At 60.1% G+C, this 24,359-nt stretch carries 20 protein-coding genes; 12 read left to right on the top strand and 8 right to left on the bottom strand.

Annotation, left to right across the window (positions count from 1 at the left end; all coding sequences use genetic code 11):
* The first annotated feature begins 97 nt into the window (after positions 1-97).
* Both KBF66_RS13500 and upp read left to right on the top strand, forming a co-directional pair.
* Positions 98-1,642, top strand: coding sequence for a helicase HerA-like domain-containing protein (locus tag KBF66_RS13500; protein ID WP_296657769.1), 1,545 nt, complete (start codon positions 98-100; stop codon positions 1,640-1,642).
* A gap of 25 nt (positions 1,643-1,667) precedes the next feature.
* Positions 1,668-2,309, top strand: a complete 642-nt coding sequence (gene upp, locus KBF66_RS13495; protein ID WP_296657765.1) for a uracil phosphoribosyltransferase — start codon at positions 1,668-1,670, stop codon at positions 2,307-2,309.
* 62 nt (positions 2,310-2,371) lie between these two features.
* On the opposite strand, the gene sbcB is transcribed toward upp, so the two are convergent.
* The 3 genes from sbcB to KBF66_RS13480 form a co-directional block, all read right to left on the bottom strand.
* Complete coding sequence (sbcB, locus tag KBF66_RS13490; protein WP_296657763.1) at positions 2,372-3,814, bottom strand: exodeoxyribonuclease I; 1,443 nt, start codon at positions 3,812-3,814, stop codon at positions 2,372-2,374.
* 73 nt (positions 3,815-3,887) lie between these two features.
* On the bottom strand, positions 3,888-6,158 hold the full coding sequence (locus tag KBF66_RS13485) for a bifunctional (p)ppGpp synthetase/guanosine-3',5'-bis(diphosphate) 3'-pyrophosphohydrolase (RefSeq protein ID WP_296657760.1): 2,271 nt from the start codon (positions 6,156-6,158) through the stop codon (positions 3,888-3,890).
* A gap of 6 nt (positions 6,159-6,164) precedes the next feature.
* Complete coding sequence (locus KBF66_RS13480; RefSeq protein ID WP_296657757.1) at positions 6,165-7,061, bottom strand: alpha/beta hydrolase; 897 nt, start codon at positions 7,059-7,061, stop codon at positions 6,165-6,167.
* Positions 7,062-7,201: 140 nt separating this feature from the next.
* Between KBF66_RS13480 and KBF66_RS13475 the strand changes: the two genes are divergently transcribed.
* Positions 7,202-7,972 carry a 3-hydroxybutyrate dehydrogenase gene (locus tag KBF66_RS13475; protein WP_296657752.1) on the top strand — a complete coding sequence of 257 codons (771 nt, stop codon included), beginning with the start codon at positions 7,202-7,204 and terminating at the stop codon, positions 7,970-7,972.
* A gap of 74 nt (positions 7,973-8,046) precedes the next feature.
* Here the strand turns inward: KBF66_RS13475 and KBF66_RS13470 are convergent, their stop codons facing one another.
* A complete protein-coding gene (locus KBF66_RS13470) occupies positions 8,047-10,512 on the bottom strand; it encodes a serine/threonine protein kinase (RefSeq protein ID WP_296657747.1) in 2,466 nt (821 codons plus the stop codon).
* A 141-nt stretch (positions 10,513-10,653) separates the two neighbouring features.
* Between KBF66_RS13470 and ompR the strand changes: the two genes are divergently transcribed.
* The gene (gene ompR, locus KBF66_RS13465; RefSeq protein ID WP_296657742.1) at positions 10,654-11,385 is read left to right on the top strand and encodes a two-component system response regulator OmpR; all 732 of its coding nucleotides are present in this window, start codon (positions 10,654-10,656) and stop codon (positions 11,383-11,385) included.
* Positions 11,386-11,392: 7 nt separating this feature from the next.
* Complete coding sequence (locus tag KBF66_RS13460; protein ID WP_296657737.1) at positions 11,393-12,709, top strand: ATP-binding protein; 1,317 nt, start codon at positions 11,393-11,395, stop codon at positions 12,707-12,709.
* Positions 12,710-12,739: 30 nt separating this feature from the next.
* On the opposite strand, the gene KBF66_RS13455 is transcribed toward KBF66_RS13460, so the two are convergent.
* Positions 12,740-15,193, bottom strand: coding sequence for a YgiQ family radical SAM protein (locus KBF66_RS13455; protein WP_296657733.1), 2,454 nt, complete (start codon positions 15,191-15,193; stop codon positions 12,740-12,742).
* Between the two features lie 114 nt (positions 15,194-15,307).
* Between KBF66_RS13455 and KBF66_RS13450 the strand changes: the two genes are divergently transcribed.
* Entirely contained in the window at positions 15,308-15,676 is a 369-nt protein-coding gene (locus KBF66_RS13450) for a VanZ family protein (RefSeq protein WP_296657729.1), read from the top strand.
* Here the strand turns inward: KBF66_RS13450 and KBF66_RS13445 are convergent.
* The 3 genes from KBF66_RS13445 to KBF66_RS13435 are packed head-to-tail and all read right to left on the bottom strand — an operon-like array spanning position 15,660 to position 17,154.
* Positions 15,660-15,860 (bottom strand): putative motility protein, encoded by a 201-nt coding sequence (locus KBF66_RS13445; protein WP_296657726.1) that lies wholly within the window; start codon positions 15,858-15,860, stop codon positions 15,660-15,662. The genes KBF66_RS13450 and KBF66_RS13445 overlap by 17 nt on opposite strands.
* A 38-nt stretch (positions 15,861-15,898) precedes the next feature.
* Entirely contained in the window at positions 15,899-17,014 is a 1,116-nt protein-coding gene (locus KBF66_RS13440) for an oxidoreductase (RefSeq protein WP_296657722.1), read from the bottom strand.
* Positions 17,011-17,154 (bottom strand): hypothetical protein, encoded by a 144-nt coding sequence (locus tag KBF66_RS13435; RefSeq protein WP_296657719.1) that lies wholly within the window; start codon positions 17,152-17,154, stop codon positions 17,011-17,013. Before KBF66_RS13435 ends, KBF66_RS13440 begins: the two co-directional genes overlap by 4 nt.
* A 126-nt stretch (positions 17,155-17,280) precedes the next feature.
* Here KBF66_RS13435 and KBF66_RS13430 point away from each other — a divergent pair, with 126 nt between their 5' ends.
* From KBF66_RS13430 to KBF66_RS13405, 6 genes are all read left to right on the top strand, one after another.
* Positions 17,281-18,177: an acyltransferase gene (locus KBF66_RS13430; protein WP_296657714.1), complete on the top strand. Its 897-nt coding sequence runs from the start codon at positions 17,281-17,283 to the stop codon at positions 18,175-18,177.
* Position 18,178: 1 nt separating this feature from the next.
* Entirely contained in the window at positions 18,179-19,123 is a 945-nt protein-coding gene (locus KBF66_RS13425; RefSeq protein WP_296657711.1) for an alpha/beta fold hydrolase, read from the top strand.
* A gap of 7 nt (positions 19,124-19,130) precedes the next feature.
* Entirely contained in the window at positions 19,131-19,781 is a 651-nt protein-coding gene (locus KBF66_RS13420) for a chromate transporter (protein WP_296657708.1), read from the top strand.
* The gene (locus tag KBF66_RS13415; RefSeq protein WP_296657705.1) at positions 19,778-20,380 is read left to right on the top strand and encodes a chromate transporter; all 603 of its coding nucleotides are present in this window, start codon (positions 19,778-19,780) and stop codon (positions 20,378-20,380) included. The genes KBF66_RS13420 and KBF66_RS13415 overlap by 4 nt, the downstream gene beginning before the upstream one ends.
* A 34-nt stretch (positions 20,381-20,414) precedes the next feature.
* Positions 20,415-21,200 (top strand): substrate-binding domain-containing protein, encoded by a 786-nt coding sequence (locus tag KBF66_RS13410; protein WP_296657701.1) that lies wholly within the window; start codon positions 20,415-20,417, stop codon positions 21,198-21,200.
* A gap of 102 nt (positions 21,201-21,302) precedes the next feature.
* Positions 21,303-24,359: PAS domain S-box protein (locus KBF66_RS13405; RefSeq protein ID WP_296657698.1), on the top strand; the 3,057-nt coding region annotated here is incomplete at its 3' end.

Raw genomic sequence — 24,359 nt, 5'->3', positions numbered from 1 at the left:
CGGTGCTGAATATTGGCCCATTTACTGTGTCCTGCCACGTCGAAATCCTTCAAAAGTTCGTTACGCTATTGGCTCCATTGTACTTTTTGAGCCCGCCATGCCCGAACCCATCCTGATTGCGCAACACGGCAAGACCCAGTGTTTTCTGCTGCCCGACAAAGCCAACCGCCACGGCCTGATCACCGGCGCCACCGGCACCGGCAAGACCATCACCCTGCAAACGATGGCCGAAGGGTTCTCCAAGCTTGGTGTTCCCGTCTTCATGGCCGACGTCAAGGGCGACCTCACGGGTATCTCGCAGGCCGGAAGCTCTACGCCAAAACTGGCCAAAGTCCTTTCTGAACGTGCGCTAGAAGCTCCTGATTACGCAGCGTTTCCAACCACGCTGTGGGACGTTTTTGGCAAGCAAGGCCACCCGGTGCGCGCCACCGTGAGTGACCTGGGGCCGCTGTTGCTGGCGCGCATGCTCAACCTCAACGAAACCCAGGCCGGGGTGCTGCAACTGGTGTTCAAGATTGCCGACGACGACGGCCTGCTGCTGCTGGACATGAAAGACCTGCGCGCAATGTGCCAGTATGTGGGCGACAACGCGTCTGACTTCACCACCGAATACGGCAACGTCAGTGCCGCCAGCATTGGCGCCATCCAGCGTGGACTGATGCAGATCGAGCAACAGGGAGGCGACCAGTTTTTCGGCGAGCCAATGCTCAATATCGCCGACTTCATGCAGACCGATGGTAGCGGGCGCGGCCTGATCAACGTGCTGGCCGCCGACCAGTTGATGAATTCGCCGCGTCTTTACAGCACGTTTTTGCTGTGGCTGCTGAGCGAGTTGTTTGAGACACTGCCCGAGGTGGGCGACCTCGATAAGCCCAAATTGGTGTTCTTTTTTGACGAGGCGCACCTGCTGTTTGCCGACGCGCCCAAGGTGCTGATCGAACGCATTGAGCTGGTGGTACGTCTGGTGCGCTCCAAGGGCGTGGGGGTGTACTTCGTCACGCAAAACCCGCTGGACATCCCCGACAGCGTGCTGGCGCAGTTGGGCAACCGGGTGCAGCACGCGCTGCGCGCCTTTACGCCGCGTGACCAAAAGGCGGTCAAGTCCGCCGCCGACACCATGCGACCCAAGGCCGGGCTCGACGTGGCAGCGGCCATCACCGAGCTGGGCGTGGGCGAGGCGCTGGTGAGTTTTCTGGATGAAAAGGGTCGCCCGACCGAGACCGAGCGCGTCTATGTGCTGCCCCCGGCCAGCCAGATCGGGCCGATCACCCCGACGCAGCGCCAGGCGCTGCTGGCCGAATCCATCGTCGCCGGGGTGTACGAGAAGGCGCTCGACCGCGAGTCAGCCTTCGAAAAACTCAAGGGTCATGCAACCGCCCGGGCCGAGAAGTCAGACAAAATCAGCAGCGCCGCGCCTGGGGGCGCCTCGGCAACGGGCAACGGCAGCGGATCGGCGCCTCAGGGCGGTGGCTTTTTTGACAGCCTCAGCAGCGGCCTGGGCAGCCTGCTGGGTGGCGGCGGTGGACGGCGCACCTCGGCGGGCGAGCAATTATTCAAGAGTGCGGCGAGTTCCATCGGTCGCGAAGTGGGGCGTCAGGTGATCCGCGGCGTGCTCGGCGGTATATTTGGTGGCAAACGCTAAGAAAACAAGTTAAAGGAAAACCCCCATGTCCACTACAGACCCCCACGTTCACGTCGTCGACCACCCGCTGGTGCAGCACAAGCTCACGCTGATGCGCCGCAAGGACGCCAGTACCAACAGCTTTCGCACGCTTCTCAATGAGTTGGCGATGCTGATGGCCTACGAAGTGACCCGCGACATGCCCACGCAGGACATCGAGATCGAAACCCCGCTCGAGAGAATGACCGCCAAAGTGATTGACGGCAAGAAGCTCGCGCTGGTGTCCATCCTGCGTGCCGGCACGGGCATTCTGGATGGTTTTTTGAGCGTGGTACCCGGTGCACGGGTTGGTCACATCGGGTTGTACCGTGACCCCGCCACCTTGCAGGCGGTCGAGTATTACTTCAAGATGCCCAAGGAAATGCCCGAGCGGGATGTGATTGTGGTGGACCCGATGCTGGCCACCGGTCACTCGGCCATTGCCGCCATCAATCGCATTAAGGAACTCGCACCCAAATCCATCAAGTTTGTCTGCCTGGTGTCATGCCCGGAAGGGGTGGCTGCCCTGCGCGCTGCACACCCGGAGGTAGCGATCTTTACCGCCGCCATTGACAGGCAACTCAATGACCATGGCTACATCCTGCCCGGCCTGGGGGATGCCGGGGACCGGATTTTTGGCACCCAGTGATTTTTGCTTCATCGCTGGCGGGTGTCTCGGCCCGCTGAATCAACCCTGTGGCTGGCCACCGCTCAATCGATTTGCGGCGCAATCATGTCGGCGTAGTCATATAGCGCACCCAGAATCGCTTCGCCGCGTTCGTCGGTGGACTCTGCCAGTTTGTCGAGCGCATCGAACAAGGCGGTAATGGTCAGCGCGCCGGCCGTGCCGTCGATCAGTCGCGCTGCGCGGTGGCTTTCCCAGCGCGCTCTTTCATCGGCACGCAAACTGTCTGGAAAGTTGCGCGCCCGGTAGCGCCACACCAGTTCAGGCAGGCGCGCGTCGTCAAATGCCGGGCGCAGCGAAGCCATGGCAACGGGTGCCGTGTGACGAAAATCGTTCAGTCGGCGACGGTCGGCATTTCCCACAAATCCCCCGTACAGGTCTTCGTCCACATCGACCGGCCCGCTTGCTTCACGCTGGAACACCTCGACCCAGATGGCGCTCATGTCAGGCAGGTCACGCGCCGTCACGGCGTGCTGCATTTGTGCCGCCAAATCAATGCCCCAGCGCTGCGCCATGGCGGCGTTGAGGACCTTGAGGTGACCCATGACCATGGGAGATTTGTTGATATGTACCGACTTGACCGGCAGACGCTGCACGCCCTCTGGCAGATCGGCGCTGCGGCTGAACAGGCGCTGGCGAATCTGGGCGGCGTTCAGAGACGCCAGCTCACGCGGGTCTTGCGCCAGGTCCCAGGCCAGCAACTCGTTCTTGTTGCCCGGATGCATGGCCAGCGGCCACATCAGCGCCAGGCAACCCTGCTCAGGCTTGAACATACCGGAGACGTGCCAGAACGGCCGCGCCTGGTGTTGCGAGGCGGGCAAACCAAGTTCCGCCAGCACGCGTTCCTTTTTGTGCAGTTCAAAGCAGAAGTCAAACAGCTTGGGCTGCGCCGTCCTGATCAGCCGCGCCAGCGCGATGGTTGCGCGCACGTCGCTCAGCGCATCGTGTGCAGCGTTGTGCTCCAGGCCGTTGGCAGTGCTCAGGTCCGTCAGCTTGAAGCTGGGTTTGCCCTCGGCGCTACAGGGCCATTGGATTCCCTCAGGTCGCAAGGCATAGGCGGTGCGCACCACGTCCAGCAAATCCCAGCGACCACAATCGTTCTGCCATTCCCGTGCATAGGGATCGATCAGGTTGCGCCAGAACATGAAACGCGTGATCTCGTCGTCAAACCGGATGGTGTTGTAACCCACCCCCACCGTGCCCGGCCAGGCCAGCAGCTGCTCGATCTGTGCAGCGAACTGGTGCTCGGGTATACCCTTTGCCAGGCACTCCTGGGGCGTGATGCCGGTGATCAGGCAGGCCTCCGGGTCGGGCAAAACGTCGTTGGCGGGTTGACAGTACAACATGACCGGTTCGCCCAGCTGGTTCAGCTCGGCATCGGTGCGAATCGCGGCAAACTGGGCTGGCCGGGCGCTGCGGGTATTGGCGCCGAAGGTCTCGTAGTCGTGCCATAAAAACGTATGCACCATGGGTTACCCGTCAAATAACTATAAAAATAATGGCACTCAATACCCGTCTGACATGCGCTGGAGCACGATTTGATTACTTTCTTCGTGCCCAGCGCACACCTGGCAGTTCAGCCACCAGGCCAAGCACCTTGTGCAGCCGCCCCGAGTCGGTGACTTCCACCGTAAAGGTCATCCAGGCCACGCCCTTGATGGACTGGGTCTGCACACCCGTGACGTTCATTTTTTCTTTGGTGAACACCTCCGAGATGTCGCGCAGCAAACCCTGGCGATCCTGCGCCTGCACCGACACGTCCACCGGATACACCGAGCTGCGCGCCGCATGGCCCACACCCCATTCGACCTCGATCAGTCGCTCACCATTCCTGGCCACCATTTCGCGCAGATTGGTGCAGTCAGTGCGGTGAACGCTGACGCCTTTGCCGCGGGTGACAAAACCACAGATGGCATCGGGCGGCGCCGGCTTGCAGCACTTGGCCATCTGCGTCAGCAAAGAGTCCACTCCCACCACCAGCAGGCCGCCATTGGCCGGATTGTCCCCCGCACGCGACTTGCGCAGCAAGGGCGCATTGGCGTCAAACTGAGGCACCTCGGGCGGACGCAAGAGCTGTTCGATGCTGCGCAGTGAAAACTCGTCTTTGCCAACATCTTCAAAAAGCGCCTCGGCATCGGCAAAACCCAGCTGCACCGCCAGATCGTCCAGCTTGAGCGCCGTTTTGCCTTCGCGTTGCAACAGTTTTTCGACCGCCTCGCGCCCCTTGGCGACGGTTTCGGTCAATGCCAGTGCGTTGAACCAGGCGCGGACCTTGGTCCTGGCACGGTGGCTGACCAGATAACCCAGCTCCGGGTTGAGCCAGTCGCGCGACGGCCCGCCCTCTTTGGCCACACTGATTTCGACCGTCTGCCCATTTTTCAGCGCAGTGTGAAGCGGCACCATGGCGCCGTCCACCCGGGCACCGCGGCAACGGTGGCCCAGGCTGGTGTGCACGGTGTAGGCAAAGTCGACGGCGGTGGCGCCTTGGGGCAGCTCGACGATGGCGGCGTCGGGGGTGAGCACGTAGATGCGGTCATCGAGCTGCACCTGCTGCGCGGACGGCGAGTTCGACAGGTCACGCTCCCAGGCCAATAACTGGCGCAGCACGGCAATCTTGGCGTCGTAACTACCGCTGGCAGAGACACCGGCGTAACCCTTGGCTCCGGCCTCTTTGTAGGCCCAGTGTGCTGCCACGCCGTTCTCGGCATGGTCGTGCATGGCCTGGGTGCGAATCTGGATCTCGGTGGCTTGACCATTGGCGTCACGCACCACGGTGTGCAGCGACTGGTAGCCATTGACTTTGGGTTTGGCGATGTAGTCGTCAAACTCCTCGGCGATGGCGTTAAAGCGACTGTGCACCCAGCTGAGCGCGTCATAGCATTCGGGTACGCTGGCGACCAGCACCCGCAAGGCGCGTACGTCGTACACCTGACTGAAGTCGAGTGACTTGCCGCGCATTTTTTTTACAATGCTGTAGATGTGTTTGGGTCGCCCTGACACTTTGGCAGACAAACCGTGGGCCACCAGGTCCCGCTCCAACTCGGCGCGCAGTCGCTCTACCCCCGCCTCACGCTGCACGCGCTTTTCATCCAGCCAGCGCGCCACCTGTTTGTAGGTGTCGGGTTCGAGAAATCGAAACGCTAGGTCTTCCATTTCCCATTTGATTTCCCAAATGCCCAGCCGGTTGGCCAGCGGCGCAAACACCTGCAGGGCTTCCGACGCAATGCCATCGGGCACCGGCAACTTGGCGGCCGCAAAGTAACGCAAGGTTTGCAGGCGCGACGCCAGGCGCAGTAACACCACCCGCAGGTCGCGTGAAAACGCCAGCAGCATCTTTCGCACATTCTCGGTCTGCATGGCAGCCGACTCGGGCGTGGCACCGAGCGCTGCGCCGTTTCCTTGCGCGGTCAGGCGCGCCAATCGCGCATGGCGCTGCACCCGCACCAGTTTCGCCGTTTCGAGTGCCAGGGCGGCGAAATGATCGCCAAACGCCTTGCTGATCACCTCCTGCGGTTTGTTGAGATGTTCGCACGCATAGACCAGATAACTGGCGGCCTGCATCACCTCGGAGCCACCCATGCGTTGCAGCACCAGCACCATGGCGTCGGCGTGCGCCAGCATGTTTTCACCGGAATCCAGCCGCTCACCCGCAAGCAGGGGCTCGGCAAAAGCACGCGCGCGCGCCACCGCCTGGCTCGGTTCAGCCGGGAGTTGCTGCGTTGCCGCCAGCACAGCGGGCTGCCCGCTGGCCACGGACGGCAGCGCCGGTGTCGACCCGGTGCTGGCAGCAGGCGCAGTCTGGGTACTTTTCATCGGTTCTCAGTTCAGCAAGAACGCCAGCACCGCAGCAACCTGATCGGGTGCCACAAAGGTGGGGGCGTGGCCAACTCCGGCAAAGGTCAGCAGTTCGGCCCGCGGGCCGCGTTGCGTCATGGCGTGTGCAGTCGCCTCTGACAGCAAATCTGACTCGGCACCACGCACTACCAGGGTGCGCGCACGGATCTGTTCGTACAACTGCCACAAGGCTGCTTCAGCTTGTGCTGATGACTCGGGCGTCATGGCGGCAAAAGGCAGCGCCAGCGCCGGATCGTAGTGCAGCGTCAGCTGCGAACTGCCATCACCAAGTGGTTTGAGTTGATGCTGCGTCAATGCCAGCCACTGCGCCGGCGTGTGAGGGCCAAAACTGCTGGAAACCAGCCACAGGGCATTGGCCGCTTGTTGCACATGGTCAAACCGGCCCGTTTGTCCCAGGTACTGACCAATACGCTGCAGCGCCTGCCACTCGATCGTGGGGCCAACGTCGTTGAGTACCAGGCGACGAATACGCGCCCATACGGGTAACTCTGGCTGACCTGCCACCGCCATGCCAATCAGGCCACCCATGCTGGTGCCCAGCCAGTCCAGCGTAGTGGCTTGCAGCTGCGCCAGCAACTGCAGCATATCGGCAGCATAGGTGCCCACCTGATAGCCCTGCGGGTCCTTCAGCCAGTCACTTTGGCCGCGGCCCACGATGTCCGGGCAGACCACCCGCAAGGAATCACCGGCCTGATCGATCGCACTTTGCGCCAGCACATCAAAGTCGCGTCCCTGCCGCGTCAAACCATGCACACACACCAACACCCGCGTTGCTGTCGGGTTGCCCCATTGCCAATAGGCCATGCGGTGGCCCCCGTTGGCATCGGGACATTGAACAAAATGCAGGCTGGGATCAGACATGGTGATGGGGGAACAGGATAATGGCAGGGCTGGGCAGACTGAGGCCAAACCGGCCTCGACGGTACAGCATCCTAATTCAAAGTCAGGCGTGGTCCAGCGGCAGAGGCTGCTTCGACCCCAATCATTTTTGGAGTTTTCATATGCTCAAAGGCAAAACTGCACTCATCACCGGATCCACCAGCGGCATCGGTTTGGGCATTGCCAAAGCCCTGGCCGAACAAGGCGCCAATATTGTGTTGAATGGTTTTGGCGATGTCGAGGCGCCCAAGGCGGAAGTCGGTGCCTTGGGCGTGCCGGTGGCCTACCACGCCGCCGACATGAGTCGACCGGCCGACATTGCGGACATGATGGCCTATGCCAGCGCACAGTTTGGGCGGGTCGACATTCTGGTGAACAACGCCGGCATCCAGCATGTGGCGCGTGTGGAGGCGTTTCCGCCGGAGCGCTGGGATGCCATACTGGCCATCAATTTGAGTAGTGCCTTTCACGCCACGCGCCTGGCCTTGCCGGCCATGCAGGCAGCCGGCTGGGGGCGCATCATCAATGTGGCATCGGTGCACGGGCTGGTCGCGTCGGTGGAAAAAGCCGCTTATGTGGCAGCCAAACACGGGGTGGTCGGCCTGACCAAGGTCACCGCGCTGGAAAACGCCACCACCGGTGTCACCTGTAACGCCATTTGCCCGGGCTGGGTGCTGACACCGCTGGTACAGAAACAGGTCGATGCCAAAGCCGCCGCGCTTGGGGTTTCGAATGAAGAGGCGACGCGCCGTCTGCTGGGCGAGAAGGAGCCGTCGCTGCAGTTCACAACGCCACAAGAGTTGGGAGCCCTGGCGGTGTTTTTTTGCTCGGCCGCGGCGGCCAACGTGCGGGGTGTCGCCTGGAACATGGACGGTGGCTGGACGGCGCAGTAGCGCAAGCGCCACCATCGTCGAATCATTCATAGCAATGAAGGGCCATGAGCATTGGGCTAGACGGTGATTGTTCTTCAACCCGCCTGACGAAATGCCATCACCGCCTGATTGCGCAACGTCCGCAGCATGGCCAGCTCTTTTTCGTCCACCTGCAAACCACCTAGCTCGGCCTTGTCGGCGTAGATCATGCCAAAAGCGCGGCCTTTGAGCTGCAAAGGCAGGATCAGAAAGGTTGGCGCGTTGTACAGTTTTTTGTACCAGGAGGGCAGCCGCTGGTTGATCCGGGAATCACTGGCATCGCTGATCAGGGTGTCAGCCCCCTTGTTGCATATGGTGGCAAACAGATCCGGTGCGCCGACACTGCCCATCGGCACACAAAAAGATTTGACCACCCCTTCCACCCCAGGCCCCAGACCAAATCGGCCGGTGAGCGTGTCGGTCTTGGGGTCGCGCATGCAAAAGATCACCCGATGGAAATCCAGCGCCCGGTACATCGCCTCAAGAATCATGCGCAACACATCGGCAAGTTTGAAATCATCGACCATGGCGTTGGTAATGTCCTGGATGCCGGCCGCCAGCGTCTGGGTGACGTGTTCGGCCTTGACCATGGTCGGCGCCAGACGTGCCTCGCGCAGGTCGATCACTTGGGTCGCCTGTAGTTCGCTTGATGCCAGGCTATCGTGGTCTTCTTTGGAATACTCCATTTTGGTTGAGGTCAAAGCACCGCCGGGGTGGAGCAAACGCGAGGCCGGTGAATCGGCTCGCACCCGCAACTCCATGGCTTCGGCCAATTCCAGCAGTTTTTTCCGCGCCGAGCTCGAGGCAGCCTGAATCTGGCCAACCGACAAACCCAGGGACCTGTGGTAACGCTTGGCGAGCAGATCCAGACGCTGCTCGACCACCACCGGGTCCGGTTGCAACATGGCATCGGCCATCTCGTTGGCCGCTTGCGCGCTCCAGCGCATGCGGCCCGCCGCGTCTTTGGGGTTATGGTTGGGTGGGTCTCCGGCCGGCTTGACAATGCAGCGCTGAATGCTCTCGGGTAGCCCCCAGGCCTTGGACACCCCCAGACCCAAGGCTTCAAAACTCATGCCCAGCACACGGGTTGAGGCTGCCTCTTCGCTCAACGGGTCCTTGTTGGAGGCACACAGGGCGCGAATGCTGGCCGCCTCCTCAGGGAAATAGAACTGGGACAACATGCGACCCAGGTTCTGGAACAAGGCACCAATGAACGCCTCCTCACCTTCCGCCGAAGTACCCCCCAATTCAGCGGCAATCGAACCCGCCATCAGGGCGCGCAGGAACTCCTCCTTGAGCAGTTGGGCGTTTGTCTTGTCCTGCATGTGCTCCAGCAGCACCAGGCTGAGTGCCATGTTGCGGATGCCGTTGAAACCGACCAGACTGACCGCCCGCGACACCGTGCCAATGCTGCTGCCCCGCGCGTAATGCGCGCTGTTGACCAGGCGCAGCAACTTGTTGGTCAGCGCCACGTCTTTGAGAATCTCGTTGGTGACGCTGCTGATACTCTCCTTTTCTGAGGTCGCCATGCTCTGGATGCGCACCACTGACTCCGACAGCGCCGGAAAGTCGCTTTTGTTGCGCATCCGCCGCAGCAAGAACTCCAGGGTACTGTTGCGACCCGTTGCACTGCCATCGCCACCAGCCACCGCCTGGTTCTGCTCGGTCCATTCGACAAGGGCATCGAGGAACACCTGGGCACTGGGAAAACGCTGCTGCGGCTCAAAGGCGGTTGCCCGCAACAGGATGGTCCGCACGGAATCGTCAATGCGCGCCTGCAAATCATCAGGTATTTGCAAGGGCTGCTGGGCCGCCAGGCGCAAGGCGGTGTTGAGGTCCTTGCCAACGCGCAACGGTTTGCCCCGCAGCAGCTCGCCCAGCACCAGACCGGCGGCGTAGACATCCATCAACGGCGTGACTGGTTCGCCCCGCAGTGCCTCCGGGGCCATGTAAGCGGGGCTGCCTGCCACGTCAAAATCCTGGTTGGCGGCAGCGGCACTGACTCGCGCGGCGATGCCAAAGTCCATCACACGGGCACGTCCGCTGCTGTCCATCAGCACATTGGACGGCTTCAGGTCACGGTGCACCACGCCGTTGGCATGGGCCACCACCAGGGCACTCAGAATGTCCTGCATCAGAGCCACTGCACCCGCAGCCTGCATCGGACCATCTGCCACCAGTTGTTGCGCCAGTGTCGGCCCGGCCACATACTCAAACACCAGGTAGGGCGTCTGTTGGTGCACATCGGCCTCAAACACCGGCACGATGTTGGGGTGTGTGAGGCGGCTGACACTGCGGGCTTCTTGCAGCCATCGGTTCACCTCGCTGTCAGTGGACTGCTGACCCGGCAACATCAGTTTGATGGCGACCTCACGCTCAAGCCGCGGATCGAAGGCCAGCCACACCTTGGCCTGGGCGCCCTGCCCCAGCAAACGACGCAACTGGAACCGACCGACGGTTTGTGGCTCGGCGGCTGAGTTGTTGCCGCGCTTGGGCGTTGAGAACGGTGAAAGGTCAACCAAGTCTGCTGCTCACTTTCTACAGGATGAAACAATGTACCGCAGAAAATTTGTAACAGGGTGTCAACAGTCCACAAAATACGCCCGCTGACCCCCGCATTGCCACGCAAAATGCGATTTGTTACAAATTCCGATGAAGCGAGTATGGCTGCAATTTCTGCCCGTAGCGACAAAATTCTGGTGGTTGACGACGATGCCCGGATTCGGGACCTGTTGCGACGTTACCTGACCCAGCACGACTTTGAGGTGTTGCTGGCCGAAGATGGCAAGTCCATGCTTCGGGTGATGCAGCGCGAAACGGTGGACCTGATCGTGCTGGACCTGATGATGCCCGGTGACGATGGTCTGACCGTGTGCCGCAAGCTGCGCAGCGCGAAAGACCTCACGCCGGTGATCATGCTGACCGCCAAGGGCGAAGATGTGGACCGCATCATCGGGCTCGAAGTTGGCGCCGATGACTACCTTGGCAAGCCCTTCAACCCGAGGGAGCTGCTGGCGCGTATCAACGCCGTGCTGCGTCGTCGACCGGTTGCCGAGTTACCCGGATCGCCCGCCAACGACAAGGAAGTCGCGACGTTTGGGCCTTTCAGTTTTGATATGGGTGCCCGCATCCTGCGCAAAGATTCCCAGGATCTGACTTTGACCAGCGGCGAGTTTGCCATGCTCAAAGCATTGGTTCGTCATCCGCGGGTCCCATTGTCTCGGGAAAAACTGGCGCAACTGGCACGTGGCCGTGGTTTTGAGCCGTTCGACCGGAGTCTGGATGTACAGGTGTCGCGCCTGCGCAAGTTGATCGAGCTGGACGCCGCGGCACCCCGTTACATCCAGACCGTGTGGGGGGTTGGCTACGTGTTCATTCCGGACGATCAGGGTTGACGTTTTGATGGCAGGCCTGAGCCTTTTCTGGCGGACCTTTTTTCTGCTGGCGCTGCTGCTGTTGGCATGTGTACTGGCCTGGACGCAGACTTTGCGCAAGATGGAGTTCGAACCACGGGCCATACAGACCGCCCAGCAGATTGCTTCGGTGGTCAACCTCAGTCGCGCCGCCCTGGTGCACAGTGACGCCATTGCGCGGGTGTCCTTGTTCAAAACCATGAAAGACCAGGAGGGTGTCACCATCCGCCTGAGGGAACCGCAGGATGCCTTTGCCGCCCTGCCCGACGATGCGCTGAGCCGACGCATCACCGAAGAACTGAAGCGACTGCTGGGAGCAGACACGGTGGTGGCGCGCAGTGTCAACCAAACCGATGGACTGTGGATCGGCTTTGGCATCGACAAAGACCGCTATTGGCTGCAAACGGACCGGGCACGGTTTGATCAGGCCACAGGGCGCACCTGGCTGATCTGGTTGCTGACCGCCATGGCTTTGTCGCTGGCCGGTGCCGCGGGTATGGCCGGGCTGATCAACCGGCCACTGAAAGATCTGAGCATTGCCACCGGCCGGGTTCGGGCGGGCGACTTTGAAGCCAGTCGACTCGATGAAACGGTGGTGACCAGTGAAATCCGGGCGGTCAATGTCGGGTTCAATCGCATGACCCAGAAGCTCGCCAAAGTGGAAGAAGACCGCGCCGTGATGCTGGCAGGTATTTCGCACGATCTGCGCACGCCGCTGGCGCGTCTGCGCCTGGAAACCGAGTTGAGCGTGGACGATGAGCAGGCACGCGAACACATGGTCAGCGACATTGCGCAGATCGACGCCATCATTGGCAAGTTTCTGGATTACGCCAGGCCCGGCAATCCAGCGTTGTTTCCGGTGTCGCTCAATGAGACCGTCGAACAGACGGTGTCGCAACTGCGCCAGCGTCAGGACATTCAGGTTCGACTTGCGCTACAAGCCCAATTGATGGTGTTGGCCGACCCGGTGGAGTTGACACGTGTGATCAGCAATCTGCTGGAAAACGCCGTGCGCTATGGCAAATCTGCCGACAGTGGCTGTGCGCGCGTGGACGTTTCGGCCCGCGCCCATAACAAACAGGTCTACCTTCGCATCCGCGACCATGGTCCGGGTGTCGCGACCGAGCAGATCAAGCAGCTCACGACACCTTTTTTTCGCGGAGAAACCGGTCGCACCGCCTGCAACAGCACCGGTCTGGGGCTGGCCATCGTTGAACAGACGGTGACGCGACTGGGCGGCAGCCTGGAACTCAGCAATGCAGCAGGTGGCGGCTTATGTGCCAGTGTGCAATTGCCTCAGGCTTGAACGGTCACGCGTAAAGCCGGGCCTGCGACATCAAACGCCTTTGCGCGACACCGGCGCACGCGATTTCGGCCCACCCGTGTCCCTCGGTGGCAATCCGGTGTGTTGGGTCAGCAAACGCCCTTTCATCGGTCTTTCCGGGCCTGAAGCCACTGCTTTGGCCGACGTTCGGTTCGCGGCCTGCCCCGCCGGTGTCGAGTTTTTCTTGCGGGCACTCTGGTAGCCGGCATTGTCTAGCGGCTGCCAACTGGGCACCAGATGGTGTTTGCCATTGCCAATCAGGTCGGCGCGTCCCATCGCCTTGAGTGCTTCGCGCAGCAAGGGCCAGTTGTTGGCGTCGTGGTAGCGCAAAAAAGCCTTGTGCAGACGTCGGCGCTTGTCGCCTCGGACCACATCGACAGTGTCCTGCAGGTCTTGAATTTCGCGCCGCACGCCTCGCAAGGGGTTGCGCCCGCTGTGGTACATGGCTGTCGCCGTGGCCATCGGACTGGGATAAAAGGTTTGCACCTGATCTGCACGAAAACCGTTCTTTTTCAACCAGATGGCCAGGTTCATCATGTCTTCATCGCTGGTGCCGGGGTGCGCTGCGATGAAGTAAGGGATCAAAAACTGCTTTTTGCCAGCCTCCTGCGTGAACCGGTCAAACAGCGACTTGAACTTGTCGTAGCTGCCAATACCGGGCTTCATCATCTTCGACAACGGACCTGACTCGGTGTGCTCCGGCGCAATTTTGAGATAACCGCCCACATGGTGTTGCACCAGTTCCTTCACGTACTCCGGGCTTTGCACCGCCAGGTCGTAGCGCACACCCGAGCCAATCAATATCTTCTTGATGCCCTTGAGCGCCCTGCCCCGGCGGTAGATATTGATCAACGGCTGGTGGTCGGTGCCCAGGTTCTGGCAGATCCCCGGGAAAACACAACTCGGCTTGCGGCAGGCTGCCTCGATCTCCGGGCTTTTGCAGCCGAGCCGGTACATATTGGCGGTGGGACCGCCGAGATCGGACACGGTGCCGGTGAAGCCGGTGACCTTGTCGCGAATGTCTTCGATCTCCTTGATGATCGAGTCTTCGGAGCGACTCTGGATGATGCGGCCCTCGTGCTCGGTGATGGAACAAAAGGTGCAGCCGCCAAAACAGCCGCGCATGATGTTGACAGAAAACCGGATCATCTCCCACGCCGGAATCTTGCTGGAGCCTGCATGACTGCCGTTTTCATCGGCGTAGGCGGGGTGCGGTGCGCGTGCGTAGGGCAGATCGAACACCAGATCCATCTCCGCCGTGGTCAATGGAATGGGGGGCGGATTGATCCAGACATCACGCGCAGTGACGCCTTCGCCATGCGCCTGCACCAGCGCACGTGCGTTGCCGGGGTTGGTTTCCAGGTGCAACACACGGCTGGCATGGGCGTACAACACCGGGTCGGACTTGACCTGCTCATAACTGGGCAGGCGAATCACCGAACGTTCGCGCGGTGGCACCTGCACCCTGCCCGAGCCGGCAGGCAGTACCGGGTTGGGGAAAAACCGGATGGTTTGTGCTGCCACCTGCGGCTGCGGCTCGCACTTGGATGTGTCAAATTGACCTGTAGCGCTTACTCCATCTGTATAGGCAGCTATTGAAACTGAGTTTTCAGATCGGCCTGAACGCTGTTCCTGGGTGCAAACCTTGCCCTGTTCTGCGGCCTGCTCAGCGGTCGTCTGATACGGGTTGAGGTGGGACTCGATGCGCCCAGGCTGGTCAACGCTGGTCGAGTTGATCTCAACCCAATCCCGACCCGAGGGGTCGTCGCTGCGCCGCACAAAGGCCGTACCACGCACATCGGTAATGGCTTCAACCGGCTCACGCCGGCTCAGCCGATGAGCAATCTCGACCAGGGCACGCTCGGCGTTACCGTAGAGCAATAAATCACACTTGGCGTCGACCACGATCGAGCGGCGGACCTTGTCGCTCCAATAGTCATAGTGTGCAATGCGCCGCAGACTTCCTTCAATGCCACCCAGAAGGATCGGCACGTCTTTGTAGGCCTCGCGGCAACGCTGGCTGTAAACAATGGCGGCGCGATCCGGGCGTTTGCCTGCTACGTTCCCTGGGGTGTAGGCGTCATCTGTCCGGATCTTGCGGTCGGCGGTGTAGCGGTTGATCATGCTGTCCATGTTGCCGGCCGTCACACCCCAGAACAAATTTGGCTTGCCAAGCACCTTGAAGGGCTCGGCGCTTTGCCAGTCCGGCTGGGCAATGATGCCAACCCGAAATCCCTGGGCTTCCAGCGTTCTCCCAATCACCGCCATTCCAAAACTCGGATGATCGACATAGGCATCACCCGTGACAATGATGATGTCACAACTGTCCCATCCTAAGCTGTCCATCTCAGCGCGACTCATTGGCAAAAATGGTGCCCGGCCAAAGCGTGCCGCCCAAAATTTGCGGTAACCGTCCAGAGGCCTGGCCGCACGCGGAAAAAAAGACACGTCAGCAGGTGCGTTCATGCAACACTCAGGAGGATCAAAAACCGCCGAGTGTAAGGTTTAGCCCCTGTCATTGCATCGCTTGTGGGTACGGATGGTTAACATGCGCCTGCCGAAACTGCCGCATGTCGTCCGATGCCCAAACACCCCCTCGCCTTCGCACCATCCATCTGGCAGATCTGCTTCTGGGCTTTGCTGCTGACAACCTTGTTTTTGTCGCTGGTGCCGGTGCAACACCTGCCACAGGCTTGGAGTTTCTGGGACAAAGCTGAACACGCCATCGCCTTTGCTGCTCTGGCGATCAGCGCCCTGCTGGCCTATCCGGCACGGATGCGGCATGTTGTGACTGGACTCGTCTTGCTGGGCGTCGGCATCGAGTTGGCGCAAGCCCTGAGTGGCTGGCGGCAGGGCGACTGGTTGGACTGGCTGGCCGATTGTGTCGGCCTGGCGCTGGGTGCACTTGCCTTTCAGCTTTGGCGAGCGCGACTCAGGCAAATGTGTTGAGCTGGGTGCCAAGCGTGCCTTGACTAGCCAAGGCTGGTTGCGGCAGTGCTTGCAGCAAAGACAAGGCCGAAACTGCCTGAATATCCAGGGCTTTCTTGAGCACGAGAATATTCAGCGCATCAGCGCTTGGCGCCTGACTGGCAGCGCTGGCAGCTTGTACGGCGGGGGTACTGGCGATGTTCATGGCTTTGACCGGGTTGAAATGCAAACCCTGGTCTCACTTTATCGGCAGGTCGAGGCGATTCCTGTAGACCTGTCATCCGGTTGCACAATCGGCAAACAACGACCCGTTTTGGCGCTTTGCTCGCCCAGCGTCAATATCCGCATCACCTGCCAAACCTGCTCGGGATTCACCATCAGCTCGGCGTGGCCCCGCAAGTGGTCGCGCAGATTGGCGTAGTAGTTCAGATAGTTGCCGGGTCGATTGGGTGCCGCGCGACGCACCGCCACCGGCGCGCTGACCCCGTTGAACATTGCCATCTGCAAGACCTCACCGGGTGCCGGGTCTGCGCCCCAGTCTTGCATGTCATCCCATTGGGGGCGCTGGCCCGCTTTGAGCGCCTCCTCCTGAGTGTCCAGGCCGTACTTGGTAAAACTGCCATGACTGCCATGGACCGCCCAGCGCGGACCCAGATCAGCCACCAGCGTGCTGGCGTGCAGGATCACGCGCAAATCGCCCTCTGAACGGCGATAACACAGCACGGCATGGAACCAGTCGTTGACCAGCGCACCGTCGCGCAACACTGCCAAGTCCAGGCTCAGCGTATCCGGCATACCCCACAGCTGCAAGGCCTGATCCACCAGGTGTGGGCCCAGATCGACCCACAAGCCGGCACCTGGCACGTCCTGCTCACGCCAGCGGTCAGGCACCGCCGGTCGATAGCGGTCAAAATGCGCATTCACCTCGACCACCCGACCCAACAGCCCGCTGTTCAGCACCTGCTGCAGCGACAGGAAATCACTGTCCAGTCGCCGATTCTGAAACACCGTCAACACCCGGCCCTCTTGCTGCGCGACTTGCAGCAGATGTTCGGTTTGCGCCAGGGTCACCGTGCAGGGCTTGTCGACCACCACATGTTTGCCCGCCTGCAAGGCAGCCAAGGCCAGCGGGTAATGGCTGGCATTGGGTGTCGCAATGACCACCAGATCAATGTCGGGGTGGTCAAACGCTTGTTGTGGTGTGGCCAGGACTTGGACCTGGGGCCAATCGGCACGCACGGCGGATTCGCGGCTGGAGCACACCACGGCCAGCGACAGACCTGACACGCCGCCGACAAGCGGTGCGTGAAAAATTCTGGCCGCGGCACCATAGCCAATCAATGCCACATTGAGATTCACTTCTTTCTCCTGACTTGCCAAAGCAACACACCAAGCGCCACACCCAGCAACGCCAACGCCACCGCGCTGGTTGCCGACAATCCCACCAGCATCTGCATCAACTCATCGAGACTGTAGGCACCCAGCAGAAGACTGATCACAACAACAACCGAAAAAACGTACAACATAAATCATGCCACCGAGGGAACTGCCTAACAATTTGCCCCATCATCCCCGAAAATGAAGCCCTGACAACGCATCCAAGCGCTAAAAAACATCAAGCCACCATGCTGCATTTTCTGCCTGCCCCACTGCTCGGCGTTCTGGCCAGCATCCTGATGCTGCTCAACATATGCTTTTGGGTGCCAATTTTGCTGATGTTTTCCATGGTCAAACTGTTGCTGCCTTTCAAGCCGGTAAGGTTGTTGATCGATCCACTGCTGTTACGTATTGCCGAGGCCTGGATTGCTGGCAACTCCGGATGGATGGGGTTGACACAAAAACTTGACTGGGAGGTCTCTGGCATCAACACCCTGCGACGCCATCAGTGGTATCTGGTGGTATGCAATCACCAATCGTGGGTGGACATTCTGGTACTGCAGCATGTCCTGAATCGTCGCATCCCGCTGCTCAAGTTCTTTTTAAAGAAAGAACTGATCTGGGTGCCCATCATGGGGCTGGCGTGGTGGGCGCTGGAGTTCCCATTCATGCGCCGACGCAGCGAAGCCTACTTGCGCCAGCATCCGCAGGAACGCGGTAAAGATGCGGCCACCACCCGCGCTGCCTGCGAAAAGTACGCCTTGGTGCCCACCAGTGTCATGAATTTTCTGGAGGGCACGCGCTGCACCCCGGCCAAACAGCAACGGCAACAGTCACCTTATCGCCATTTGCTCAAACCCAAGGCGGGCGGCGTCAGCCTGGCGCTCGATGCCATGGGTGAAAAATTTGGTGCGGTGCTTGACATCACCATCATTTACCCACAAGGCACACCGGATTTTTGGCGTTTCCTGCAGGGACAGGTGTCTCACGTGGTGGTGCAGGCGCGGGTGTTGCCGGTACCGCGCGCAAGCATCCAGCCTGGACAAAGCGGCGAACAGGCGTGGCGGGAGGTCTGCCAACCCTGGGTCAATCAGCTGTGGGCGGACAAAGATGCCACCATTGCCAACGCGCTGAAGCAGAACTGACATGCTCGCGCGCCTGTTGCGAGTCAGCTACCTGTTGCAACTTCTGAGCGGAGCCCTGCTCGGGTTGTATCTGGCGCTTGGATGGGGTCAGGGCCAGCCACTAGGCCTGCTGCTGGTGCCGGCCAGCGCCGTTGCCTTGCCCGTGCTGCTGCAGTGTGCGGTGATATCGATCACCATGCTGCGATCTTTTCGGGCAGGATCGTTGGCACATTGGTGGCGCGCATGGCGTGGCGAGTGTCGTGCCGCGATGCTGATTTTCATGCTGCGCCAACCCTGGCCGAAGCAACAGCGCGGCGTGCTGTTGCCGCCGGTAACTGCACCGGTTGAACCAGACCGTCCCCGGCTGCCGGTTTTGTTGGTTCATGGGTATTTGTGCAACCACCGCGTCTGGGACGACGTCGTCGCCGCGCTGAGCGCAGCCGGACATCCGGTACTCGCGATCGACCTGGAGCCCCTCTTTGGTTCGATTGACGACTACGCACCGGTGATCGAGCGCGGTGTTAATCAGCTTCTGCAGGCAAGCCATGCCGACCAACTGGTTTTGCTGGGGCACAGTATGGGTGGACTGGCGATCCGCGCCTGGCGATGCGCCTATGGGTCAGCCGCTGAGTCGAGGGTCGCGCGAATCATCACGCTTGGCACCCCACACCAGGGCACCCGTCTTGCCAAGGGCTCGGTAACCCGCAATGGCGCACAAATGGTCTGGCAGAGTCCCTGGCTGCAGGCACTTGCCGCCAGTGAGGGAGCTCAGACACGTCGGTTGATGCATCTGGCTTTGACGAAGCAAGACAACATCGTTTTCCCGCAAACTCAACAGGTGTTGGCCGACACTCAGGTGACCGAGTTTTTTGCCATGGGCCACCTGCAGATGTGCCTGCATCCGCAGGTCATTGAGTGGCTGTTGCAGACGATGGACAGTGAGACGAACCCCGGACCTGCCGGATAATCGTCCAATGCCAGATGTCAAGTCGCCCCCGAATCCAGACGTCCCCCGCCAGGCCAAGCCGGGGGGTGCCGAATCAAGTGATCTGGCGCGACCTACCACCCTGAATCAGTTGTTCTGGGCTTTCACCGCACTGGCGTTGCAAGGCTTTGGCGGCGTGCTGGCGGTGGTGCAGCGTGAGCTGGTGGAGAAAAAGCGCTGGCTGTCACGCGACCAGTTCATGGAAGACTGGGCGGTGGCACAGATTTTGCCCGGCCCTAACGTCGTCAATCTCTCGATGATGATTGGTGACCGCTACTTTGGATCGCGAGGCGCCCTGGTCGCTTTGGCTGGCATGCTGGTGTTTCCGGTGCTGATCGTGTTGCTCATTGCCGTTCTGTTTGCCGGCCTGTCCGATCACCCGCAGGCGCAAGCTGCGCTGCGTGGCATGAGCGCGGTGGCGGCGGGACTGATCGCAGCGACCGGGCTTAAGCTGCTCCCCGCCTTGAAGAGAAATGTGCTTCCAGCGCATATTCAATATGTCGTCATAGCTATGACTTTTATTGCGATTGTGGGGTTTAAGGTGCGCCTGGTCTGGGTGCTGATGGGCATCGGTGGGGCAAGCACAGTTTGGGCTTACCGTTGGCTTGGCAGGTCGGCACCGGAGTCAAAGTTGCCATGAGCATCCAGCTGAGCCCCGCCGACTGGTGGATGTTGCTGATGCATTTTGCGTCACTGTCGCTGCTCGCCATTGGCGGCGCCATCGCCACCGTGCCCGACATCCACAACACTTTGGTCAATCAGCACCATTGGCTGTTGGAGCATCAGTTCAACGCCGCCATCGCCTTGGCGCAAGCAGCGCCTGGCCCCAATGTTCTGTTTGTCGCATTGCTGGGCTGGAACGTCGGTCTCAATGCAGCGGGTAGCGGACCCATTGGGGGCAGCGGCAGCGCCTGGGTCAATGCCAGCCTGGGCATGGTTTTGGCCATGGCCGGCATGCTGTTGCCCAGCACCATCCTGACCTTGGTGGCGTCGCGCTGGGCACATCACAACCGCGAACGACGCGGGATACGCGCTTTCAAGCAGGGCATGGCACCGGTGGTGGTGGCCTTGCTGGTAGCAACCGGCTGGATACTGGCAGTCAACCATGCGCAGACTCTGGCACATTGGCCGCTGTGGATGCTCAGTCTGGTCAGTACCGTGCTGGTGTGGCGTACCCGGCTGCATTTACTTTGGCTGTTGGGTGCGGGCGGTTTGTTGGGCTGGTTTGGTTTGGTCTAACATTGGGCACTGTTCCAATTTCTCAGGTGTATCGATGTTCAAACAATTGTTAGGTGCTGCGCTGGCGGCGCTGCTCGCATGTCCGGGTGTGACCCACGCACAAAAAAATACCACCGAGATGCTGCTGTATTGCGGTATCACCATGGTCAAACCCATGACCGAGATTGCCCAGGTGTTTGAAAAGCGCGAGGGCGTCAAGATATTGATCTCGCAAGGTGGCTCAGAAGACCTGTACCAGTCAGCCAAGAAAAGTGGCCAGGGTGACTGGTACCTGCCAGGAGAGCCGTCGTACCGCGCCAAGCACCAAAGTGAGGGTCTGCTGGGTGAATACGTCAACGTGGGCTACAACCAGATGGCCATGGTGGTGCAAAAGGGCAATCCACGGCAGGTCAAGGCTGATCCACGTGAGCTTTTGCGCAAGGACTTGACCGTGATTTTGGGGAATGCCGAATCGGGAAGTGTCGGGCAGGAGTCAAAGTCGATGCTCGATGGTTTGGGCATTTACCCCAAAGTGGTCAAGGCGGCGGCGTTTTTGTCACCCGACTCACGCAGCCTGATGAATGCCATGCGCAAAGGTGAGGCTGACCTGGCGCTCACCTGGCGTGCCACGGGTTTTTTCCCGGAGAACACCGCCAAGCTCGATGTGATCGACATCGACCCCAAGGTGGCCAAGCCGCAAGCCCTGTTGCTGATCCAGTTGAAAAGCGCCAAGAATGTGGAGCTGGCGCGTGGTTTCATGAAACTGGCCTCGGGTGATGAGGGGCAGGCCATTTTTCGCAAACACGGCTTTTTGGACAACAAGACTGCGGTGAAGGGTTAGATGGAACTGGGGTGAGTGGCACCAAGGATCATGGACAGACTCAGCCAGCCTGGCTCGCACAACAGGGTTTCGGAGGTCTCTGTTGACACCTCCCTTCGGTGGTTGGTTGGCATTTCCCTGCTGTGTCTGTTGCTGGTTTTTGGACTCCGGGCCTATTTCGATACGCTCGAAGAAGGCATCAAGCAACGTGGTGAAAATGACCGTGCCCGCCTGTTTGTGGGTGAGGAGATCGTGCGTGGCCTGTACGAGATCGAAAAAGACATCTATCGTCTGGCCGTCACACAGAACGCGGCCGGCTTTACCCGCATCAATACAGAGATTGACGAACATCTGACCAAGCTGCGTCACGACCTCAACGTGCTGAAGGACGGTGGCACCACTCGGCGCCACCTGCAGCTCAACATCGATGGCAAAGACGAAGTGACGCGTGAGGCCACTTACCGGCCCGAATCTGACAATCAGACGGTGGTGATGGAGTTGATCGAGATTGATCCACAACTTGGCAAGATCCGGGAGCGTGGCGAAATGCTCAAGAGTTTGCTGACCAAGCGCTGGGAGACTCTGGAGAAGGAAGATGCCGTTGCGTTCCTGAGGGCTGAGGAAGATGTGGTCATCCAGCTCAAGCAGATTCCGCCCCAGTTTGAACGCATCAATGAAAACGCCAATCGTCTGTTTCTTGAAGGTGACCAGCGCCTGCGTGCGCTGGAGACAGAGTTAAAGCAGCAAACCAGTCGCCTCAAACGGGTTGAAACCGGGTTGATCCTGCTGGTCGTGGTACTGGGTGGCATCACAGCGTTGATGTTCATGCGCCAGTTGACGGCTGCGTTGCGCGAAACCCGGCGCGCCCGGGATGACGCGGAGAGCCAGCGTGAACAGAACAGCACCATTTTGGACACCTTGAGTGATGGCGTTTACGCCACCGACCTCAAAGGTGTGATTAGCTATGTCAACGCCGCAGCGGAGCGGATTCTGGGCTGGCCTGCCGCCGAACTGGTGGGGCGGCATTCGCATAAGACCTTGCACCACTCCCACCCCGATGGCAGCCATTTCCCAGATTCGGATTGCCCTTTGGTTGCGGTGTTGGCGCAGGGAGTTACCCTGGACGGCGAAGACCATTTTGTGCACCAGAACCAGCGCTTTGTGCCCGTCTCATTCCGTTCCAAGCCGTTGCTGCTCAATGGTCAGGTGGTGGGCTCTCTGCTGTCGTTCCACGATATTTCCGAGAGACTTGAAAGCGAAGCCCGCATCCGCCTGCAACAGGCCGCCCTGAATGCCGCGGCCAACATGATCCTGATCACCAACCGTGAGGGCTTGATTGAGTATGTGAACCCGGCGTTCTGCCACACCACCGGATTTGCCGCCGCAGAGGTGATTGGCAAACCGGCCAGTATGCTGAACTCGGGCGTACAGGATGCACTTTTCTACAAATCCATGTGGGAGGCCTTGCTTGCTGGAAAACCCTGGGAAGGCGAACTGAGCAACCGGCGCAAGAACGGCGAGGTCTATCCCGAGCAGATGACCGTCACGCCCATCACCGAGGATGGTGAAATTGCCCACTTTATCGCCATCAAACGTGATATCTCAGAAGAGGTACGCACACGCATTCGCCTGAAGCTGATCGAGTCAGCCATCGAAGAGACCAATCAGGGAATCATCATCATGGATGCCGGCTTGCACGAGGCTGCCGCGGTGATCCAGTATGTCAATGCAGGTTTCAGCCGCCTCACCGGCTATTCATCGGAGGAGGCCGTCGGGGTGCCTGTGAACTTTCTGCAAGGCCGGCAGACCGACCCGTTCAAGACACAGCAGATCCGCCAGGCGATGACACAAGGCACCAGCCTGACGCTGGAAATGCTCTATGAGCGCAAGGATGGTTCGCACTTTGTGGGTGAACTTCACCTGTCGCCCGTCCACGCTGGCCGGGGGGCTCAAAGCCATTACATCGGCCTGCTGACGGATATTGATTTGCGCAAACAGGCTGAACTCACATTGCGCGACGCCCGCGACCAGGCACTGGAAAACTCGCGTCTCAAGTCCGAATTTCTCTCGACCATGAGCCATGAAATTCGCACACCGATGAACGGCATCATCGGCATGACTGACCTGTTGCTCGACACCCAGCTCGATCAGGAACAGCGTGATTTCACGGCCATCGTCCGTGATTCCGCGCAAGCGCTGCTGGTCATCATCAACGATATTCTGGATTTCTCCAAGATTGAAGCGGGCAAACTGGAAGTTGAAATTACAGAGTTTTCAGCTTCTCATGTGGTCGAAGGTGCCGTAGAGTTGCTGGGTGCCAAGGCGCGCGAAAAGGCGCTGACGCTGACCTGTTTTGTCGACCCCTTGTTGCCATCGCGCCTGATGGGTGATCCAACGCGCTTGCGCCAGGTGTTGCTCAACATCATCGGCAACGGTATCAAGTTCACCGATGCAGGTGGCATCGAAGTGAGCGCACAGATTCAAACCCAGGCTGCTTCGGATCCGATGATTCGATTTGAAGTCGCCGACACCGGGATCGGCATTCCCGAGCACACTCAAGGCAAGCTGTTCCAGTCGTTTACCCAGGCGGACAGTTCAACCACACGCAAGTATGGCGGCACCGGGCTGGGTTTGGCCATTTGCAAGCGTCTGGTGGAACTGATGGGTGGCCATATTGGCATCGAAAGCACGCTGGGCCAAGGATCAACTTTCTGGTTTACTTTGCCGATGGTTCCGTGCAATACCCCACACAAGGCGAGGATCGCGGCAGGTCCGGACAGTCCGGCGCTGAAAAACCGGCGGGTCCTGGTGGTGGATGATCATGTCAGTGACCGCAAAGTCATCCATCGCTACCTCAGTTCGTGGGATCTGCCCAACGACGGCGCGGCCAATGCGCAGGAAGCCCTCAAATTGCTGGGCGATGCGGTGGATCTGAACGTTGCCTATGACATCGCCCTGATTGACTACCTGATGCCCGGAATGGATGGTCTGGCACTGGGTCGCTTGCTGAAAGCGGATCGTCGATTTGACACGCTGCGCATGGTCATGTTGAGCGCCCATGGCGATCAGCGCAGCCTGTGCTCGCAAGCACTGGAGGCAGGATTTGCCGCTTGCCTGTCGAAACCAGTACGCCAGTCACAGCTGTTTGACAGCCTGGCCGGCGAGGTTGCCGACTTGCGC

Origin of the sequence: Rhodoferax sp., from assembly GCF_018063565.1 — a bacterium.
GTDB lineage: Bacteria > Pseudomonadota > Gammaproteobacteria > Burkholderiales > Burkholderiaceae_C > Rhodoferax.
The sequence above is the reverse complement of the archived record's forward strand: the minus strand, read 5'-3'. Positions and strand labels throughout refer to the sequence as shown.

Excerpts from the sequence above, each read along its gene's own strand:
- KBF66_RS13420 (WP_296657708.1), top strand. The coding sequence starts at position 19,131 with ATGCCAGATGTCAAGTCGCCCCCGAATCCAGACGTCCCCCGCCAGGCC.
- KBF66_RS13480 (WP_296657757.1), bottom strand. The coding sequence starts at position 7,061 with ATGTCTGATCCCAGCCTGCATTTTGTTCAATGTCCCGATGCCAACGGG.
- KBF66_RS13475 (WP_296657752.1), top strand. The coding sequence starts at position 7,202 with ATGCTCAAAGGCAAAACTGCACTCATCACCGGATCCACCAGCGGCATC.
- KBF66_RS13430 (WP_296657714.1), top strand. The coding sequence starts at position 17,281 with ATGCTGCATTTTCTGCCTGCCCCACTGCTCGGCGTTCTGGCCAGCATC.
- KBF66_RS13415 (WP_296657705.1), top strand. The coding sequence starts at position 19,778 with ATGAGCATCCAGCTGAGCCCCGCCGACTGGTGGATGTTGCTGATGCAT.
- KBF66_RS13460 (WP_296657737.1), top strand. The coding sequence starts at position 11,393 with ATGGCAGGCCTGAGCCTTTTCTGGCGGACCTTTTTTCTGCTGGCGCTG.
- KBF66_RS13485 (WP_296657760.1), bottom strand. The coding sequence starts at position 6,158 with ATGAAAAGTACCCAGACTGCGCCTGCTGCCAGCACCGGGTCGACACCG.
- KBF66_RS13500 (WP_296657769.1), top strand. The coding sequence starts at position 98 with ATGCCCGAACCCATCCTGATTGCGCAACACGGCAAGACCCAGTGTTTT.
- KBF66_RS13450 (WP_296657729.1), top strand. The coding sequence starts at position 15,308 with ATGCCCAAACACCCCCTCGCCTTCGCACCATCCATCTGGCAGATCTGC.
- KBF66_RS13425 (WP_296657711.1), top strand. The coding sequence starts at position 18,179 with ATGCTCGCGCGCCTGTTGCGAGTCAGCTACCTGTTGCAACTTCTGAGC.
- sbcB (WP_296657763.1), bottom strand. The coding sequence starts at position 3,814 with ATGGTGCATACGTTTTTATGGCACGACTACGAGACCTTCGGCGCCAAT.
- upp (WP_296657765.1), top strand. The coding sequence starts at position 1,668 with ATGTCCACTACAGACCCCCACGTTCACGTCGTCGACCACCCGCTGGTG.
- ompR (WP_296657742.1), top strand. The coding sequence starts at position 10,654 with ATGGCTGCAATTTCTGCCCGTAGCGACAAAATTCTGGTGGTTGACGAC.
- KBF66_RS13445 (WP_296657726.1), bottom strand. The coding sequence starts at position 15,860 with ATGAACATCGCCAGTACCCCCGCCGTACAAGCTGCCAGCGCTGCCAGT.
- KBF66_RS13455 (WP_296657733.1), bottom strand. The coding sequence starts at position 15,193 with ATGAACGCACCTGCTGACGTGTCTTTTTTTCCGCGTGCGGCCAGGCCT.
- KBF66_RS13410 (WP_296657701.1), top strand. The coding sequence starts at position 20,415 with ATGTTCAAACAATTGTTAGGTGCTGCGCTGGCGGCGCTGCTCGCATGT.